The sequence below is a fragment of the Pseudoalteromonas shioyasakiensis genome, assembly GCA_013391845.1.
Lineage (GTDB): Bacteria > Pseudomonadota > Gammaproteobacteria > Enterobacterales > Alteromonadaceae > Pseudoalteromonas > Pseudoalteromonas apostichopi.
This window is the reverse complement of record CP058414.1, coordinates 1889124-1910098: the sequence shown is the minus strand read 5'-3', so window position 1 is coordinate 1910098 and position 20975 is coordinate 1889124. Positions and strand designations below refer to the sequence as shown.

Here is a 20975-nt window from a genome sequence, read left to right as displayed (position 1 = left end):
TAGCTAGTATATGTGGATTTAATGAAATAATCTATTCCATGTTTATTTTTTATCCTATCTTTTTATTATAGCCATAGCTTTATTTTATCTATTACATCGCTTAGCTCTGCAATTAACTTTTCGACAATTAATGTATCTTGCAGTTGATTAAAACGACTCTCGGTCGTTACGATAAGCTCAGATAAAGGAGGATATTGAAGCATTACAATAGCGCCTTTAAGTTTATGTATTGCGCCAGAAACCTTTTCTAAATTTTGATTTTTTATTTGCTCTTGTAAGGAATTTAAGTCTGCTTGCAAGCTAGTAATAAATACCTCTGCGAGCATTTTTGCATCATTCTCATTGCCGAAAACATTTAACCAATGCTGTTTATCTTTTATACCTTGTAAGCTTAAATCGGGATTATCATCGGTAATTGGCAAATCATCACTACTTAACTCTATAAACTCAGCTAGTCGATTATATAATTCATTGAGTTTATATGGCTTAAATAACACACAGCTCATTCCTGATTTTAATGCTTTATTTAAACACTCTTTAGAATCATCCGCAGTAAAGCCAATAATTGGCAAATTTTTAAACTTCTCTTGACTGCGTAATTGCTCAGTTAATTGAAATCCATCTAAATCAGGCATGTGACAGTCTGTTAATAATAAATCAAAATGCCCTGTTTCAAGTGCTCTTAGAGCAGCAATACCATCGTCAACCATGACCGCTTTAATTCCTAGTTTTTGGCATTGTTTTTCGAGCAATAACTGATTTGTTTTATTATCCTCAGCTATTAATATTTTCCCATGTAACGGATAGCTTTGCGTTAGCATCTCATCATCCAAGCGAATGTGTGCACTATTTATAAGCTCTCTCAAAGTATCTGGATACAATGGCTTAATAGGTAGAATATGGCAGCAACAATTTGCTGGTGTATGCACTTTGTTAGCGCATGCTACTAAAATATAATTATTACTTGCATTACTAATTGATTGCTGCCAATTAGCGCCCCACAGTGCATTAACATGACTCTCGTCAATGAGAATATTATCAGCTTGTTCAAATGCGTCTTTATCGATTGGCCAACTTAATTGATAGTGTTTCACCCCCATACTGGCTAGGTTATTTAGTAATTGATCGTGCTGGGTACAAACAGCCCAATTAACTGACAAAGCTCGTAATTTCTGTTTACTTGCGTTTTTAAGTGGTACTGAAATATAAACATTAGTGCCTTTACCATAGGTGCTTGATAGGGAGATTTCACCCTGCATAGCTTCAACAAGTTGCTTTGCCAAGCTTAAGCCTAACCCAGTACCACCATAGCGACGTTGAATAGAGTTATCTGCCTGCTCGAAAGGGATAAATATATTAGCCAACTGCTCGGCTGTCATACCTTTACCTGTATCTGATACTTCAATCTTTAAAGATTGCTTATCAAATAAAACATCACAGCTTATTGTCCCTTGCTCTGTAAATTTCACGGCGTTATTTAGTACATTAGAAAGCACTTGCATCAAATGACTTATATCGACCAAAGCCAAATTAAAAGTAGCTTTACGCCATAGTACATTGAAAGCGAGCCCTTTTTGCTTAGCGAGGTACTCATGAGCACGCATAACACGGCATAAATGCGCCTCAAGGTCGGTTTCTCTTAAGTCGACTTCGATATTACCTGTACTACTGTTTGCGAAATATAAAATATCATCGACTAAAGTGCGAAGCTTTGTTACTGAGCTCTCTATGTGCTCGATTAAATAGTGTTGCTCTTCATCAAGTGATGATGATTTTAAAAGCTCTATAAAGCCATTTACTCCAGACATAGGTGTTCTTAGTTCATGGCTCATAGTGGCAATAAAACGACCTTTCGCCAACTGAGCTTGATGTGCAAGCTCCGTTGCTTTATTCAAATCTTCCTGCTGACGTTTGAGTATGCTGATATCAAGCAAAATACCATTCCAACGCACACCCTGCTTATTTTCGCGCTTATTAGTTTCTGCATTGGCAATAAAACGACACCAAATTTGCTGGCCTAGGTTGTTTATCCGAAACTCAATATCAATCATTTTGTTGAGTTTACTCGCTGCTTTAAAACTCTTTGCAATTTGCACTCGGTCTTCATCAACAATAAGCGGCGAAATACATCCCGTCATGCCGCGCTGGTTAATCATTCGCGAAGTAATCCCTAATAAACTCTGTGCACCTTTACTAATATAGGTATAACAACCCTCACCGTCATCGTAGTACTCATACTGAAATACACCTCCAGGTATTGTGTCCGTAATGGTTTGTAACAGTTGCTGTACAGATTGATTCTCACGCTGAAGGTGACGATGTTCAGTTACATCAGTGATCACCGTCATAATACCTGCAAATTCACCCCCTGAGCCCAAGTATGGCTTTTTGGTGTAAAGTAACTCCAGCTCTTTACCCGATTTATTCGTGTAATTTATATGCTGATTGATTACCTTGCCTGAATTTAAACTTTGCTCATTTTGCGAAATCAGTTTTTTTACGACTTTAATATCTCCGCGCAAATATTGGTTTTTTTCATCCCATAAGTGAGCAAAATTTTCTTTATAAGCTCTGTTCCACATAATACGCTTTTGGTGCTGATCTTGTATCACCACCATAGTGGGTAAGTCATCTATCAGTTTTTGGGTAAAATTAAGCTTACTTAAAGCCACTTCTTCAGCATCTTTGCGCTTTGCAATTTCACGATTAATGGTTAATCGCCAGCTAATAAAATAAATTACCGACACAGCAATCAAAATTAAAATGAGAATAGCTGTGGTATTAACAGTTTTACGGTCGTAACCACGTTCAATACTAAAAATGCCGTGACGACTAACAACATAGTTAAAATCATTGCTGGTCAATGTTTTAAATAGGCTGTCTAGCAGAGTCGCAAATTCTGAGAAGTGTTTATTCACTAAAAAATAAATAGGCTGGGTATAACGGTATTTTGGATTGATATAAAACTCACCAATATAAAATTGGTTTAGCTGATACGCCGCAATACTTTGCGGTAGTATCACCGCATCTATGTTGTCATTTCTCAATGCATAAAACAGCGTTTTGATTGAATCAAATGAGACTGTTTCGGCTAATTCATTGGTCAATAGCTTTTGTTTAGGATCGGCGAACACCTCTAAATAGCCAATTCGCTTGGTTTGACTAGCTCGTTTAGAGATTAACACCATCTCTAAACTATAGTGAGAAGGTAACGCAATTAACACACCTTCTTCTATTTTTGTGGGGTTCATAGTTGGAATTAAATCAATTTTATTAGCTAAAAAGAGCCGTTCTAGCTCTTGAGAGTTGGCAGCTGGTATATATTTAAATTGAAAATCACTTCGTTGTGCTAATAGTTCCAAAGTGTCGTTTAAATAGCCTTTTGCTTCGCCTATATTACTGGTTGCGTGAATTGGAAATAAACCATCTACAAAAGAAAAAGTGAGTAAGTAATTATTATCTTCCACTTTGTCAATCTGATTGAAATCACGCTTAAATTGGCTATAAGCTTTTGCTGCTAAATACTCTTCACTGGCAGAGCTTTCCCATAGTTGTTTAGTTGTAGGAGAAATAGCAGCTAATACCGAATTAACCTGATTACGTAATGCCGTATTATTTTTATTAAACATAACATGCAGGGTTTCACTGGATAACCAAACTGGACTTACAACTTTCAGGTTTTCTTGGGAAAGGTTTTTAAGTTGGTGAGATAAAACCGAGTAATCACCCATAAACGCATCAAATGAGCCATCAGCTACTTTTTTAAAGGCGTCCTCTGGTTTTATAAAACGGTTGATAAATAGCGCACCATTTTCTACTAGATATTCACAGTGCGAACTCCCCGTAATACACACCCATCGCAGGCTAGCCAAATTTTTTAATGCATCATTCGCGATGGACTTATTCGCAACAATACCTCTTGGCGCTTCCATGAATGGCGTTGAGAATAAAAAGTGCTTTTTACGTTGTGAGGTTTTATTTAAGCCGACGGCAAAGTCAACATCACCAGCTTTAAGGGCATCTAAAAGCTCATCTAGGCTATCATAAACGCGGTATTCGAGATCAGCTTCGGCCAAACGAGCGATTTCATTACTGTAACCAACGATTACACCTGAGAACTGGCCATCAGCGTCGCGAGTATGGTAAGGGAAAAAGTTATAGTTAACGATACCCGCTTTGAGTTGTGTTGCAAACACATCACCAGAAAATGAAAGCGTAATAATAGAAAAGTAAAACAGAAGTAGTCTTATCAGAGCCTGACCATTTAAAAAAGCAATAACTAAATATATTCTAGCAGTGTAATTTGAATACACAATTATTGTTTATAGCTTGAAGTTGAAATTCATTTAGCCAAATTCTTACAATACCAATACACTGTATTATTAAAGCTTACACTCTACACAATTATGTGCTTAGCGAAAGATATCAGTGTTTTTCCTGTAACTTTTTAGCTCTTAATACCCAACAGAACAATTCTCCATCAATTTTTTTGGGCGTAATATCAAAGGTTTCCCAGCTTGAGCTCATATTAGAAATGATTGCCTTTTGATCATCTTCGCTCCAAGAGGCTTCGATTTGCTCATTTATCCGTAATTTATAATTAGCAAGTTCCTCAATCAAACTCTCAACTTGATGAACAGCTACTTCCCTCCAGTTTACTATCATCGGAATAAAACTTTTTGCTAACTGCCCAAACCAATCTTGTTCAATTTCAGAGTTAAAATTAATTTGAACTTTTTTAAAATCTAATAACAGCTTCTCATTATTTTGTAGGAATTCATTTTGTTCTTTTGCCGTTGGCTTTTCTATTAGACGATAATTACTACAGAAATTAACAAAGTTTCTAACTTTATATGCGAGCCCATCTTGATTTACGAATTGTGAAAGTACTTTAATTCCTTGTTGGCAATCTTGGGTAATGAAAGAATTTCTATGATGAACTAAAGCAATCAGTTCGCCACCACTTTTAAGTACTCGATTAGCTTCAAGAAAAGAAAAGTTTAGATCTGAATATTCAATGCCAAATTGACTAATGAGGTAATCAAAAGATGAATCGTTAAAGTTTAACTTTTCACAACACATTTCACTGTAAAAATTGATGTTTTTTAGTGAAAGAGAAACTTTTTCATTGTCGTTAAAATGCTTAGTAGGATCTATATTCGCAGCATCAATTGCCGTAATTTCAAATTCATTTGGATATTGTTCAGCTAAAACAGCCAAGGCACCATTTCCGCAACCAATATCTAAAAGTTTGGCTGATGATTGAAATTCTCTAAAAATGGCATTCCAGAAATTTAAAACATCTCCTTGATAACCATCTTTGTGATTACTTTGGGCAAAACTGCTTAAAGTTTCAGTCGATAGCCAATATGAGTCCCAATGTTTCACACTTACTCCAAAAAAAGGTGGGCTTAAGCCCACCCCTCATATTGTTTTATTTAGAATGATTGACGGAAGCGAAGGTATGTAATACGTCCGTATGCGTCATATAAATCGAAGTTATAGTTACGACCGCCAAATGGGCTTAATTGCGGCTCTTTCTCAAAGGCATTTTGCATACCTAGAGAAATCTGCGTACCCGTAGACATGTTATATGTAACTTGCAAATCATGTGTTACCCAAGTTGCAATATTACCTGTCTTATCTAAAGAACCATCATCATTTTGAGTCACGTCTTCATATTGCTTACCAATTAAATTGATATTCCATACAAAGTCAAAGTCACTCCAAGTATACGTATTGTTAAGAACAGCACGGTCTTGAGGCTCACCTGGATCTTTAAGTGTATTACGGCCGCCATCTACAACGCTTTCAAACTGGTGACTCCATTGTAGAGTTTGCTTGAATGTACCCGCATCACCAAAATCAAACGTTGTATTCAAGTTCAAGTCTAAACCATTTATAGACCAGCTACCTTCGTTAGCATAACCTTGAGTGATTAAGTCGATACCACCATTGCTTAAGCGCTCTACACCTAAACCTGCAGGAATTGGGTCACCTGTTTGTTCACGGTTAAGAATAGTTGTTGCGCCAAAGAAACGGATCATATTTGATATTTCAATATCATAATAATCTGCAGAGAAGTTTAACCAATCTGTTGGTTGATAAGCTAAACCTATTGACGTTTGTTTAGATGTTTCAGAACCAATTTCTGGGTTAGCAAGCGTAACTGCGTTAACTTGAACGTCACAACCAGCTTCAAGACCAAAGTTTAGACAAGAAGGGTCATCGCTAACATTTGGGTTGTCAGGTGCTGGCTTAGCTGTCGTGATATCAAGTGTTGGAGCACGGAAGCCTTCCCCATAAGAAGCACGAAGAACTAAACCTTCCATTACATCGTATTTAAACGAGATTTTTGGCGAGAAATCACTACCGTAATCTGAATATTCATCATAACGGCCAGCAAGAGTCATCTCAAGATCATCCATTAACGGGAACAATGCTTCGAAGTAAGCACCTTTAACGTCACGAGAGCCACCCGCACTGTTACCTGATGAACCACCGACTTGACCAGCTTCTGAAAGTGAATCATAAGTATCTTGATACTCTTCTTTACGGTATTCTGCACCGACTACCGCTTGAATCATACCACCACCAATTTCAATGACATCGAATGATGCTGACGCGAATAGCTCTTCTTGATTGAATTCACCAATACGAGAAGTAGTTACTTTAAGACCGCTTAAAAGCTCTTGATAATCGCTCTTCTCAGTATCCGTTGTAAAACGATCACCAAATGGGTCATTTAACATATAAGCGCCACTATCCATTGCAGCACGGGCATTACTACCCATTAAGTAGTTGCGACCGATTTCGTATGTTTTAGTTTTAGTCTTACGTGCACCAAAATCAACAAAAACATCACCAATTGAACCTTCAGCACCGAATAAGAAATCTGTAGACCAGTTATCTACGTTGTTATCACGGTTACCCAATGCAGCAAAGCGGTGACGGATTTGAACTAAACTTGGATCATCGCCATTGGCAATTTCACCAGCTCGTTTGTCAGCCATATAACTTGCAAATTCTGCATCGTAAAAAGGGCTATTTGGGTTAATAGGGTTGTTAGGGCTATCATCTGATAAGAAAGCTGCATCACCTGCATCATTCAAAGAAGGAGCATATCGACCAAATGATTTTGTTTTAGAAACAAGAGTATGCGAGAAGATTTTCCAATCGTCATTTATTTCATATTCTGCTTTTAGGAAAGCAGATTGGTTACCTGTTGATGCTTCATTAGCATTGGTTGCGTTGAAGTTATAACCACAGGCACCCGTAGAGCCATACATGAAGTTTTCTAAGCTGTCACATTCTTCTTGAGAAATGATAGATCTGTAACCAGCTTCTTTTAAAGCGTTCACACCAAAGCTAGATGCACCAGGTTGAACCCAAGGGTAATCGTGTTCATAAATAATATCGCGGCTATTCCAAGAAATACCACCAATCACTGATGCATTATCGCTTGATGAGCCGAAAACTACAGAGCCTTCCTCACGGTCACCACCTTCTTCAGGAAGACTTACATCGCCCGCACCTAGACGTACCTCAACACCATTAAAGTTTTTTCGAGTAATAATGTTGATTACACCCGCAATCGCATCAGAACCATAAACAGCTGAAGCACCATCAGATAAAATCTCGATACGCTCTACAGCAGCCATAGGGATTGAGTTTAAGTCTTGAGAATTACCAGTTGATGGTGATTTAGGAAGACGACGACCATCTACAAGGATTAAAGAGCGAGATGCGCCTAAACCACGTAAGTTAACTTGCGAAACACCTTGAGCTGAACTACCAGATTGAGGTCGGAATGAACCTGCTGAGTTAAAGCTTGTATTACGGATCAAATCAGAAACTGAAGTTTGACCTGAAAAGTCGATTGAAGCACGGTCAATAACTGTTACAGGAATTGAGCCTTCTAAGTCAGTTCGTTTAATACGTGAACCTGTTACGGCGATACGTTCAACTTCTTCTACACCTTTATCATCAGCAGCATAGCTCGTTGCTGAAAATGCAGCAGTTGACGCTGCACCAAAAGCAATCGCTAAGCGAACTGCTTTTGAAACTTGATTATTTAACATTTGATTCTCCCTGGTCATATCCATGTTATGACTTTATTAATTTATTTTAACCCTTAAAGAGGTACTAGTACCCTATAAGGGAATTAAATACTAATATCAGGGACAACTTTTGGTCAACAGTTTTTTAACCTTTGTTTTTTAATGTAAAATCCAGTAATTCGTTATATCTAAAAATACTCCCAAAACCATTCATACACCATTAACCGCTATTTTAAAAATAGGGACAAACTAATTTTAAAATAACCGACACAGCCTTTTTAATACAATAAAAAAACCATTAAAGCTCTAAAAGATAGTTCCAAAAAACAAAACCAATAAGCTTTCGTTTTTGCGAAAACAACAACACTATTTACTGGGAACTTTATTCGATAGCTTAAAGATTTTTCTTAGAAAGAACGACTGTTTGCACAAAATCAGACTAAGACAAAAGGTTTGTAATTAAGTTTTTGCAAACCGAAGCACAGCGGTTTTAACAACTACTAATATTGATGAATCCATTTTTAAGTATTGAGAAACGAGAATTAGACAAAAAAAACCCCGCGATGTCGCGGGGTTTTATTGCTTATACTAATTTGTTTTCAAAGTTTAGAATTTTTGTTCTAAACGAAGGTACATTGAACGACCTGTTTGATCGTATAATGACCAGCTTGAATCACGGTAGTCACGGAAGCCGTCATACCAAGAAGGAGCTTTCTTATCAAATACGTTGTTAACACCTACAGAAATTTTAGTATTTGTTGGTGCAGTGTATGTGAACTGAGCATTATGCTTGAAGTATGAAGGTACATCAGCAAGGTAATCAACACCCCACTCTTCATTACCAGACTCTTGTGCACCTACGTAGAACATAGTCCAAGACGCACTGTAGTCTTCATAAGAGTAGCTAACACCTAAATCAGCTTTCCAATCTGGGTAATCTTGAAGACCTGCATAATCAAATGGTTCTGCATCTTTGTCAGCTTTCTCTTCAAATTCCATAACTTTAGAAACGTTTAGCATAACACCGAAGTCACCGAAGCTAGTTTCATGCTTGTAACGAGTTGAGAAGTCGATACCAGACGTTTGTAGTGATGCTTTATTGATATAACCTGTGTAGATGTAATCAATTTGACCATTACCATTAGCACGGTCGATAGCATCTGGCGTAGAACCTAAACCACCCTCTTCTTGTTCAATACGTAGAAGCTCAGTAGTGCTTACGTCATCAATACGGTTCTCGTAGCTGATATCGTAGTAAGTTAATTCTACGGCTAAACCATCAACGATATCCCATACGAAACCAAGAGTCGTAGAATCACCTGTTTCTTCAGTAAGGTTTGCATTACCACCGAACCATGTCGCTACTTGCTCACCAGCGTCAGAACAGTAACCTTCTAGTGCTTGACCTGGGTTAGCATCACACCATGCTGTATCACGAACAGTTGGGAAACTTAATGCATAAGACTGGAACATTTCGCCCATGTTAGGAGCACGGAAAGACTCACCCCAAGAACCACGGATTAATAATGTTTCAGTTGGACGCCAAGTAACACCTACTTTTGGAACAACTTTATCGAATGTAGTGCTCTTTTCACCAAGGTTTGTCATACCAGACTGTTCGTATTTCTCATAACGACCAGCAACTGTTACATCAATTTCGTATGGTAAGCTTGCTTGGATTTCCATGTAAGCAGCAGTACGGTCACGAGTTGCATACACGTCATCACCGCCTGAACCACCAGAGATGAAACCATTTGCAGATTCAGGATCAGATACTTGAGTGAAATCAATTTCTTCAAATTCAGCACCAACAACACCAGCAATAACGAAGTCACCGTTATCAACAAAAGTAGTAGACACTAAACCATCAATTTGTTGACTTTCGTAACGACCTTCATAAGTACCAGTGTGCGCTGCATATTGGTATAAATCAGTTAATTGAGTGTTCCACTCATCGTAGCTCATACCAGTAGTATTAAGAATATCGTACTCACCAGAATCAATCGCGTTTTGTAACATTACGTCGTTAACTAGGTTACTACCGAAAACGTTTGTTTTAGAAATGCTATTTTGGTAGTTGATTTCCCAATCAAGGCCATTGCCAATATCAGTGAAACCTTCAAGACCTAATACGATATCAGTTGTAACAACTTCTGTTTTAGTGTCACGGTTACCAATTGGTACAGAGCGCATGTAAAGACGGATGTCTTCGCCTTCTGGGTTATACTGGTTGTCAGCGTCCATCCATACAGCACCCGTAGATACTGGAGTACCAGCATAACGTGAATTTGTTTCGTTGAAACTTGCCATTGCACGGCCAACAAAACGGATGTTATCAGTTAGTTCATAGTTAAAGTTTGTTAAGAATGAGTTATTTTCTACGTCTGGGTAGAATTTTGTAACGTTACCGTAGTTATATAAACAACCGCCAACGCCATTTTCATCCATAGCATTCACTACGTCAGCTGTTTGATCACATAACTCTGGGTTTGAGATGTAGCTACCTGCACCACCAATTCGATAGTTTGGTACATGGCTATAACCACTGTACGCACCGTACGTAGGATCGTCCATCGCCCAAATTTCTTTGTCGAAGATTGCGTTGTCACGTGAGTTCTCATACGTGAAAATGATATTACCTTTTTCAGATGTATAACCTGAAGTAATTGAGAAAGTTTTGCTTTCGCCACCTTCTACTTTAGGTACCTCGTAATCGTATTTAACGCTAACGCCATCAAAATCTTTCTTAGTGATGATATTGATTACACCAGCAACTGCAGATGAACCATAAACAGCTGATGCGCCATCACGAAGGATTTCAACACGCTCAACAACTGCCATTGGGATAATTGAAGTATCTGCTGATGAACCTGAAGATGAACTTGTACCAGGCATACGACGACCGTCTAATAATACAAGTGTCGCATCAGAACCCAGGCCACGTAAGTTGATGTTAGAAGATGCTGCACCACCTGCGCCGTAACCAGATACACCCTTCCAAGAACCGAAAGAGTTAGAAGCAAGGTTATTTAAAACGTCAGCAACTGTAGGCTCACCTGAAAGGCTAATTTCTGCAGCTGATAAAACAGTTACTGGAGAGCTGTTTTCAAGGTCTACTTGTTTGATGCGTGAACCTGTAACTTGAATACGTTCAACTTTTTCTGCGTTTTCTTCGTCTGCTGCAAATGAGCTTGCAGAAAATGCAGCAGTAGAAGCTGCACCAAAAGCAACCGCTAAGCGAACAGCTTTTGAAACTTTATTATTTAACATTTGATTCTCCCTGGTCCATGTTATTCATGGAATATTTATAGTTATTCAAAATAAATGCATATTACACAGTCATTTTGAGCCATGATAATAATACTCGCGACTCTCAAAGGTCAACACTTCAGTAACGCAAAAGTTCAACTTTTAACAATAAATATAAGAACACCCAAAATAAAAAAACAACATTAACACCTTTAAATCCCTTGAATTACAAAGAGCATGACAGTGTTTACAACAAGTTATAAAAGAATTTAAAAATCCACATTTCTGGCATTAATATAGGTACAAGCACAAAACCAACCAATTAATTGCAATAAAAGCAATAATTAAAGCTTTGTTGTTTTAGATTTTTTATCTGGTAAAAAATAAAAATAAAAAAATAAACACCCAGTAATTACGGTCAATTCACAATTAAACAGGTCAAATTAAGGGGTAATGATAAAATCAAGACTTAAAAATGCAAAAGTTAATAGAATGAACATTCTATTAACCACAAACAGAAAGACAACTTAACCAGCAATTTACAACACCTCCTTATTTACTAGGGTAAACATTGGATCCAGTTATATATTCGGTACATGATCACTTGAAAAAAATGTAACAATCAGCAATAGTTAGATTGTTAAAACAACAAGGAAAAACCATGATTAAACAATTATTACTAATTACATTTACTTTTTGCTCACTTTCTTCGTATGCAAAAATAAATGAACTCCCAGAAGAGTTTTCTGACTTTAGTCTCAATCGTGACATTAAAGTCTCGTACGAGGATCTCGATAAGCTACTTGAAATGACCGTAATAGATATGGGGAAATCAGATCGAAGTTCTCGTAAATCTCAATCCTCTATTGGCACACGCATGAAATCCCACAAAAATAATGATACTGCGCTTGAAGCCAATCGTTTTTTCTTCGAAGGGGTTGTTAAATCAGACATAAAAGATGGATTTCACAAAATTAGGCTTAGCCTAGAAAAGGTACCGAGTGAAGTGTCATTAAACGATTTAAGCCTTGATGAACAATTGGCATATTGGCTTAACCTATATAATACAGCGATGGTTGAAAAGTTAATTGAACACTACCCTGTTCGTGATACGGAAGATCTTCTTTTTGGTGATGACTCAATTTTAGAAGATGAGTTTTTAACCGTTGCCGGTTACAAACTTTCACTCAATGATATTCAACATAAAATTGTTTTTGAAAAATTCGGTAAAAAGAAGCCAATTGTTATGTATGGCTTTTATCAAGGTAACATTGGTAGCCCAAACCTTCGAGATGAAGCGTATAAAGGTAGCAAGGTTTACCATCAACTTGTTGAAAATGGTGAAGAGTTTGTAAACTCAAATCGAGGCATGCAAATTAAGCGTAAAAACCGCCTTTATGTGTCTAAGTATTATGAACAAGCTGAGTCTTTATTTTCAGATTTCGAAAATGACTTACGTGAGCACTTAGAAGACTATGCTGAAGGTCAAATGAAAAGCGATGTTAAATACGCCAAGCGCTTCAAAATTGATATTGAAGATTGGAGTATCACTGATTTATATGGCACCGACCGTGACTATGGCGGTTCTGCATCAACTAACCCTGCGGCAATGCTAAATGCTGTTGTAAGCAACTCTGCAGTACCTATCGGCCCTGAAGGTAGTGGCGCTGGTATTGGGGCAGTAAACGTTAGTCACATTACTGATTCAATTATGATGCGCACCATGGATTTTGGTCGTTTTTCTCCTGAAATGTTAGAAAAAATCAAAAAACTTAATTTAAAGCGCCAAGACAACAGTGGCTCTGTTGAGATTAAGGATCTTGATTCAAAGAATTAAAATAAGATAGCCACTCGTCAAAAGAATGTGATGGGTGGCTTTTTCTGAACAGGGAGTTCGCTATGCTTAAACCACTCTTATTAATTACCACAATTTTCTTTACTGCATACTCGTCAGCAAAACTAGACACTCTACCAGAAGAATTTGCCGATTTCGGCTTAGATAATGATTTAACAATATCTTATGGTGATTTAGATCAGTTGCTTAAAATCACTGTTATTGACTTAGGCCGCTCAGACCGAGGTTTTCGAAAAGGCCAATCAAGCATTGGGACACGCACCCGAGCACATAAAAATAACGATACTGCTTTAGAAGCAAACCGTTTTTATTATGAAGAAGTTGTAAAGGCAAACCTGAAAACTGGTTTTAGAAAAATACGTCTGAGCCTTGAACAAGTTCCTGAACAAATCCCTCTTAATGAGCTCGTCCTATCTGAGCAACTCGCTTATTGGCTAAATTTATATACCACAGCATTATTAGAGAAACTCATTGAGCACTACCCTATCTTCAGTACTGAAGATTTATTATTTGGTGATAATTCATTACTTGATGAGGAATTTATTACTGTTATGGGACATAGCCTGTCTTTAAATGACATACAACACGACATTGTCTTTAAAAAGTTTGGCAAAAGTAAACCGATTGTAATGTACGGCTTTCATCAAGGGAATATCGGCAGCCCAAATCTTCGCCCAGAAGCCTATGTAGGAAGCAAAGTGTATTACCAACTAGCAGACAATGGTGAGGAATTTGTTAATTCTAACCGAGGTATGCAAATTAAAGGGAAAGATAGGCTTTACCTATCCGTCTACTACCAGCAAACAGAAGCCTTGTTTGACGACTTTGAACAAGATTTAAAGTCTCATATTGAACACTATACTAATGGCTCTTTAAAAGATGCTGTAGAGTCATCTAAAGGGTTTAAGCTTACAATAGATGATTGGCATATCGTAGATTTATATCGCACGCATAGAGCCTATGGAGCCTCTTCAGCTATTAACAGGGCTCCGTTAGAAGGTATAGGTGGAATAACATATGGATATCGTGCAGCAGACGGAAGCTATATCACCGATCCCTTAACGAAGCGGCTAGCTCAATTTGGTCGATACCCACCACAAGTTTGGAAGAAAATTCGCAAGCTTTATAAACAAAGAGAACGCATTAAAGGTACAGTAGAAATCAAAGACCTTGATGTAAATCAAGAGTAATATTTTACTTTACTGTACGCCCTGTTAACATAAAGCAAAAACAGGGTGTACGAGTGAATAATTCATTGCAAAGAGCTTTGCACGCATTCAATCAACAACAATATGTGCAGGCATTACAACTCCTTTCTTTACATACAAATAAAACCGCTGATTGGTATACATTGAATAGCTTATGTTTATCAGCTGTAAACAAAACTATTGAAGCAGAGCAGTGTTATTTAAAAGGCCTTAGCCAATTTAGTAATCATGTTGGCCTTTTAGACAACTACACCAATCTACTTTGTAAACAAAAAAAGTATGCAGAGTGTATTCAGTTTTGTGAATACAACACAGCTTCTTTGTCACTCGAAAAGCCACGACTTAATTATATCGAAAGTCTAATTAACCAAGACGAATTACTGAAGGCTGAGCTGTTTATTAACGAAACATCCCCTTCGCAAACTTCATTAGTTCGATATCACTGGCTCGCTCTAGAGCTTTTCGAGCGATTGGGTGATTTACAACGTATCGAAGACTATTTTCAAACAAAATTACCAGCCCAATTAAAGGGGCAATTTCATTTCGTTTATAAAGAAGCGTGTAATTATCGTAATTTGGGTAAATTTGACAAAGCATTGGAGCTTTTGAAAATGCTTTTAAAACAGCAACCAAGTGCTGAATTACATTATATAGTTGGTTGTACACATTATGATTTACAACAATATGAACATGCACAAGCTCATCTCAAGGCATGCTTAGAGCTTGCTCCTAACTATGTACCTGCACATGAAAGTCTTAATAAGCTCTACTGGGAACACTCACAAAACCAGTTGATGAGTTCATATGCCCATACTTTTAAAAACTATGATGCTAACCCTGTTTTAATCCATTCTCAAATTGGCCAATTGCTGCAATTAGACAAGTTAGAAGAAGCGTTAGTTATAAGTAGTAAAGCAACACAAAGCCATCCGCAGAACTTAGATTTACTTCATGCCCATAGTATTCTTCTTGATAAAACAGGAGAAGCAGAAAAAGCATTTTCACTCCTTCAGCAACTAGTCAAAGCAGCCCCACAAAATGCTCGTTACAGTATTGATTTAGCAAACTTTTACATACAACAAGGCGATTACAGCTCAGCGATCTCTCATTTAGAAACCGCAGTAAAATTTAATCCTAATAACCAAGAGCTTTGGGCATATTTAAGTATTGCTTGGCGACTATCAAATAATGATAAATATCATTGGTTAACTAACCTTGATAAATTCGTTAAGGTAATGGAGCTTCCTGCCCCGCATGGTTTTAAAACGTATGGCGATTTCAATAAACAACTGCAAGAGCTAATGATTGGCCTACACACCAATAAACTACAACCATTAGATCAAAGTGTGCGCAGTGGCAGTCAAACGCAGGGTCACCTGTTGCACCGCTCTAATCAACTCATTGATTTATTTAAGTCATCAATGACGACATGCATAAACCAATATCTGCAGCAGCTGCCAGAAGATGCTAACCATCCTCTATTGGCACGTAACCATCAACGCTTTGTTGCCAAAGGTAGTTGGTCTGTCAAACTAGAACAAGGTGGTTTTCATGCTAACCATATTCACCCACAAGGTTGGTTATCGGCTCCGAGCTATATTTCTATTCCTGATGAAATGAGTAAAGATGATCCGACTAAAAATGGTTGGTTAAAACTGGGGGAAACAAGTCTTAACTTAGGTGATCGAGAATCTATTGCTCGTGAAATATGCCCAGAAGAAGGTCATATTATTATTTTCCCTAGCTATATTTGGCATGGCACTTACCAACTCAAAAGTAAGAGTCCTAGACTAACAATTCCTTGCGATATCATGCCCTTAAAATAGTGAAAAAAAGACCATCAAACTGATGGTCTTTTCCTCTAATTAGCTGTTATCTATTTAAAAGCGCTTTTGCATCTAAATAGGATTTCTCATCAGCCTGTATATGCTTTAGATAATTTACAAAACGACCTGACGAAGACTTATAAAGTGGCTTTCTAACCTGCCAGACACTCGCTGTACTTACAGTGCCAGATTTATTATGAAACCGCTGGGCTTCATCAGAGTATTCTAGCCCTAAAAAACTAAACAACTGTTCTAACACTTGCTCAGGTGAGCAAACGAGCTGGTCGTAATTCAGAGTAAAAATATCATCGCCAAAACGCGACTGCCAATGTGACTTAATTCGTTGTTGCTGCTCGTAATGATGCAATGTATCGTTTAGCGATACAGCATAATTTAAACTTGGACCTAAATGCTGGAAAAAAGCTGATAAGCTATTGTCTTTAATATCTCGCTCTGTCCAGATAATCTTAGCTTTTGGATATAGCTGCTTGATAATGTCTAAGTAAAGGTAATTTTCAGGGCGTTTATCTGTTACATAAAGCGCACCTTCAGCTCTTAAGGTTAATTGTTCTTTATAACCATCAGTAAATTCAGGCTCTTTAGCCTTATTAGCAAGAGCCTTTTCATCGCCAATTAAATTGAATAACGATGAATGTAAATAGGCAATTTCACCACCTGCCGCTATTTGCTCGTTAGAGCTGATGATTTGTTCAATTAGTGTTGAGCCAGAACGAAACATACCGCAAATTATAATTGGTGTTATTGAGCTATTCGCTTCTTGCAGAACAATATTACGAGCTAAGGTGTAGTCAGTAATCTTCTCAACAGATTGGCGATCATAGGCTGGTAAATACTTTTTATTGTAATGATTAGCTTTTACATAATAATGCCAAGCTTGCTGATAATTTTTGCAATCATTAAATACTTTACCAAGTGCATAATAAATATCAGCACACGCTATATCATCTGATTCCCGCTGTAATATGGCTAAGCTTGCTCGTTCATAGTCAATTGCATCGCGTTCAGTGAAGGTTTCAATATCGGCCAATCTTGCTTGAGCCATCGCATTAAATGCATCTATTTTTAAAACCTGTTGAAATCCCTTCTTAGCCTTGTCTTTATCACCGAGTTGTTCATAAATATTTGCCAATGCAAAGTGGGCTTGCAGATTATTACTATCGGCACTAATTGCCTGTTCTAAATACTTTATTGCTGAATCTGGCTGATGTAGTTGATCATTATGGACAAAAGAGATTTCGATTAAAGCAGGTACTTTAAACTGCTCAGACAAAACCCTCGCTTGATCTAGATAAGTTAATGCTGCATCTGCGTTATCAAGCTTTCTTTCTATTTTACCTAGCTGAAAACAAATATCAGCTTGCTGCGGGTTTGTCTCATATAAAGGTAATAGCGCGTTTTTTGCAATTTCTAGCTCACCACAACTTAAACTTAATTGTACTAGGGTCAGTACGTAATCAAACTTTGTAGGAGCAATTGATACCAGTTGCTGGCAATAAGAAATGGCTGTTTCAGTGTCTTGTTGCTGCATAGCAACTTTAAAGAGAATCTGTAACGCTTTTTCAGCAAACTCACTGTTATGTGTTAACGGTTTTAATAATTCTATCCCCTGGCTAACTTTACCTTGCTGAAGTAAAGCAACAGCTTGGGTAAACGTGTGTTGTTCTGATGTCATTGTTTCCCCATAAAAAAAGCTTCCCCATAAAAAAAGCGAGCCGAAGCTCGCTTTATCATACATTAATTAATTCAAATTAGAATTTTAATGAAACGCTTGCGTGGAAGTAACGACCAAGTGTGTCGTAGTAACCAGCTACTGCGTTACCATTTGTAGATAATGTACCGCCTACTAATGGTGGCTCTCTATCTAATACGTTATTCACACCAACAAGAACACGAGTGTAATCATTGATTGTGAATGAACCCTTAAGGTCAAGGTAGCTTTGTGAACCGATACCGTCTTGAACTAATGTGTCAGAACCAGTGTAATCGTTCACGCCACTAAAGAAGCGCCATTTAGCTGTCGCTTTCCACCAGCTGCCAGTGTCGTAGCTTGCGCTAAGAACATGACGCCATTCTGGTTGTGGGAAACAGCCATTGTCTAGTGTATCAACACAATCATACGGTTCACTTACACCTGGAATATCTTCATATTCTTTAGTCATCATGTAAGTACCGATTAGGCTAGTCGAAAGTGTACCACCGCCAATTTCCATGTCGTAGTTAGCACTTAAATCGATACCTTCAAAGTGAATGTTACCTAAGTTAGTGTTAGTTGCAACAACTTGACCAGAACCAACCCATAAGCTACCGCTACCAGGTGTACGTTCAATCTTATCACAGAACTGTGCATCGCCTGTTAGACCACATTGACGAACGATTAACTCAGGGTCAATTGCACCGATTGCGTCTTCAAGGTCGATATCCCAGTAGTCGATTGAGAAGTTGAAATCTTCAAATGGGTTACCAACAACACCTAGGGTGATTGTGTCTGCAATTTCAGGACGAAGTTCTGGGTTACCACCGAAGAAACCGTTGTACTGATCCGCAGGGCTCTTACCGATGCTACCATACTGAGAAGCTGAAACACCTGTGTTTGCACAAGCTGATTGGCTAAGTTCTGGAGTTGCAGTCGCACATGGATCTACACCACCCCATAAGCCACGGCTTTGTTGAGCAAATAATTCACCATTGTTTGCTGAACGTACTGCACGGTTGTAGCTTGAACGGATTTTCCAGTTTTCAGTTACATCCCAGTTCATTGCTACTTTATAAGTAGGCTCTGAACCTGAAGTGCTGTAATCAGACCAACGATAGCCTAAGTCGATTAATAGGCTTTCAACACCAGTGATGCCTTCAACGATTGGTAAGCTTAACTCACCGAAGAATTCTGTTACATCGTACTCACCGTTAAGGCTCTTAGTTGGACCACCTTGACCAAGTAGTAGACCTTGCGCGTAAACTTCATCCGCTGTACGGCCGAATGTCTCTTCGCGGTACTCAGCACCAAATACTGCTGCAATTGGGTAATCAGAAGAAGGTAGACCAAATTCAAATTCACCTGTTACGAAACCACTTACGATAAACTGTTCTGTTACACCGTTAAGGATCGCAGTACCTGTTAGTGCACCAGCCGCTTCAGCTGAAACACCTTGGTAAGTAAATACTTCATAAGGAATACAACCTGAAGTTGCCGCACAATCTTCACCATTTGCAGAAAGAGCTGTACTGATACGTGGACCGAAGAAGTCATTTTCGTATGCAGAAGATGAAGAAGTTGAACCATATTGCATGAACGCTTCATATGACCAAAGGTCACTAATTTCACCTTTACTACCTAATACTAAACGGAATGAGCTATGCTCAAGTTGGTTAACACGAGGACCACCTTCAACGTTACGTTTACCGATGTAAGTTGCAAATTGGTCACCTGAAGTTAAACCGAAACGGTCAGTTAGGTTTTGACGCTGTGCATCAGTTAGTAATGGGCTATCATAATCCATTACATAATTTTCGTTGAAGAACGTACCAGATTCTGCGATTTGTGCAGAAGTACGGTCACGCATGAACATAGCTTCAATGAACGGGTGGAAGTTATCATTTACTTCATAGTTAGCAAATAAACCAAGTGTATGACGTTCATCTGGACGCATAAAGTGGTTAACTGGCGCATAGTTATATAGGTTGCCGCTTGAAGGAATGAAGCTGCTATCAGTACCTAGTGTCCAGTAATCGTAATCATCCCAATTGAAGCCACCAGCATCTGTAACACCAGCGATATAGAAGTTAGGAACAACTGCGTTACCAGAACCACCACATGAAGTACCTGTAGAAGATAATGCACAAGATGAGTAATCACGTGAACCTTGACGTAATTCGTTTTGTTTGTTGTAAGTAAAATAACCTACAGCATGACCTTTACCGCTATCGAATGAACCACCTAGCGTAGCAGAGAAATCAAACGATGAACCATCAAAACCAGTGTTACCGCTTTCGTATTCAAAACCTTTTTCATCCATTAAACCTTGGATGTACTCGTTATCGTTATCATGTTGATAAGCTGTTGAGCCTAAGTTTACTTCGAAACCTTCGAATTGATCGTCCATTACGAAGTTTACAACACCCGCTACTGCGTCAGCACCATAAGTTGATGAACCACCACCAGTCATAACATCAACACGTTTGATAAGTGCTGCTGGGATTTGGTTGATATCTGCAGATTGGCTATAGATACCACCTGCTTGCATACGACGACCATTGATAAGTACTAAGGTACGTTGTGAGCCCATACCACGTAAATCAAGAGTAGCAGTACCAGAAGCACCATTTGATTGGAATGCAGTACTTGAAGCTTCAAGTTGAGGCAAGCTGTTCATCATGTCTTCAACACGAGTAAAACCAGCAACTTCGATATCTTCAGCTGTTGTAACTTGTACTGGGCTTGCAGTCTCAATATCAGTACGTTTGATACGTGAACCTGTAACTTCAATACGTTCAACTTTTTCTACTGCTTCTTCTTCGGCAGCATAAGAGTTTACAGAAAACGCAGCTGTTGAAGCTGTACCAAAAGCAAGCGCTAAGCGAACTGCTTTTGAAACTTTATTATTTAACATTTGATTCTCCCTGGACCACTATGTTGTGGCTATATTTAGCATAAGCTTGTTTATTATTTGTATCGCATCAGGACTGCGACAAACAAATAATAAACAAATAAAACAAAATATCCAGCTCTTTATTTACAATTTTTTAATGAAGCAGCAAA

9 protein-coding genes are annotated in these 20975 nt (G+C 38.1%); 3 read left to right on the top strand and 6 right to left on the bottom strand.

The window, feature by feature from the left end:
* Positions 1 to 65 precede the first annotated feature (65 nt).
* The 4 genes from HYD28_08685 to HYD28_08670 all read right to left on the bottom strand — a co-directional run bounded on the left by HYD28_08685 (position 66) and on the right by HYD28_08670 (position 11330).
* The gene (locus HYD28_08685; protein ID QLE09032.1) at positions 66 to 4196 is read right to left on the bottom strand and encodes a transporter substrate-binding domain-containing protein; all 4131 of its coding nucleotides are present in this window, start codon (positions 4194 to 4196) and stop codon (positions 66 to 68) included.
* A 229-nt stretch (positions 4197 to 4425) separates the two neighbouring features.
* Positions 4426 to 5388, bottom strand: coding sequence for a class I SAM-dependent methyltransferase (locus HYD28_08680; GenBank protein ID QLE09031.1), 963 nt, complete (start codon positions 5386 to 5388; stop codon positions 4426 to 4428).
* A gap of 50 nt (positions 5389 to 5438) precedes the next feature.
* The gene (locus HYD28_08675) at positions 5439 to 8081 is read right to left on the bottom strand and encodes a TonB-dependent receptor (protein ID QLE09030.1); all 2643 of its coding nucleotides are present in this window, start codon (positions 8079 to 8081) and stop codon (positions 5439 to 5441) included.
* 585 nt (positions 8082 to 8666) lie between these two features.
* Positions 8667 to 11330, bottom strand: a complete 2664-nt coding sequence (locus HYD28_08670) for a TonB-dependent receptor (protein QLE09029.1) — start codon at positions 11328 to 11330, stop codon at positions 8667 to 8669.
* Between the two features lie 640 nt (positions 11331 to 11970).
* Here HYD28_08670 and HYD28_08665 point away from each other — a divergent pair.
* The 3 genes from HYD28_08665 to HYD28_08655 all read left to right on the top strand — a co-directional run bounded on the left by HYD28_08665 (position 11971) and on the right by HYD28_08655 (position 16198).
* A complete protein-coding gene (locus HYD28_08665; protein ID QLE09028.1) occupies positions 11971 to 13146 on the top strand; it encodes a DUF547 domain-containing protein in 1176 nt (391 codons plus the stop codon).
* 62 nt (positions 13147 to 13208) lie between these two features.
* On the top strand, positions 13209 to 14354 hold the full coding sequence (locus tag HYD28_08660; GenBank protein ID QLE09027.1) for a DUF547 domain-containing protein: 1146 nt from the start codon (positions 13209 to 13211) through the stop codon (positions 14352 to 14354).
* 53 nt (positions 14355 to 14407) lie between these two features.
* Complete coding sequence (locus HYD28_08655) at positions 14408 to 16198, top strand: tetratricopeptide repeat protein (GenBank protein QLE09026.1); 1791 nt, start codon at positions 14408 to 14410, stop codon at positions 16196 to 16198.
* A gap of 46 nt (positions 16199 to 16244) precedes the next feature.
* Here HYD28_08655 and HYD28_08650 read toward each other — a convergent pair whose 3' ends face one another.
* Both HYD28_08650 and HYD28_08645 read right to left on the bottom strand, forming a co-directional pair.
* The gene (locus HYD28_08650) at positions 16245 to 17891 is read right to left on the bottom strand and encodes a sulfotransferase (GenBank protein QLE09025.1); all 1647 of its coding nucleotides are present in this window, start codon (positions 17889 to 17891) and stop codon (positions 16245 to 16247) included.
* Positions 17892 to 17967: 76 nt separating this feature from the next.
* Positions 17968 to 20826 (bottom strand): TonB-dependent receptor, encoded by a 2859-nt coding sequence (locus HYD28_08645; protein ID QLE09024.1) that lies wholly within the window; start codon positions 20824 to 20826, stop codon positions 17968 to 17970.
* Positions 20827 to 20975: the final 149 nt, after the last annotated feature.

Coding starts and splice junctions, on each gene's coding strand:
- HYD28_08675 (QLE09030.1), bottom strand. CDS start 8,081: ATGTTAAATAATCAAGTTTCAAAAGCAGTTCGCTTAGCGATTGCTTTT.
- HYD28_08645 (QLE09024.1), bottom strand. CDS start 20,826: ATGTTAAATAATAAAGTTTCAAAAGCAGTTCGCTTAGCGCTTGCTTTT.
- HYD28_08670 (QLE09029.1), bottom strand. CDS start 11,330: ATGTTAAATAATAAAGTTTCAAAAGCTGTTCGCTTAGCGGTTGCTTTT.
- HYD28_08665 (QLE09028.1), top strand. CDS start 11,971: ATGATTAAACAATTATTACTAATTACATTTACTTTTTGCTCACTTTCT.
- HYD28_08660 (QLE09027.1), top strand. CDS start 13,209: ATGCTTAAACCACTCTTATTAATTACCACAATTTTCTTTACTGCATAC.
- HYD28_08650 (QLE09025.1), bottom strand. CDS start 17,891: ATGACATCAGAACAACACACGTTTACCCAAGCTGTTGCTTTACTTCAG.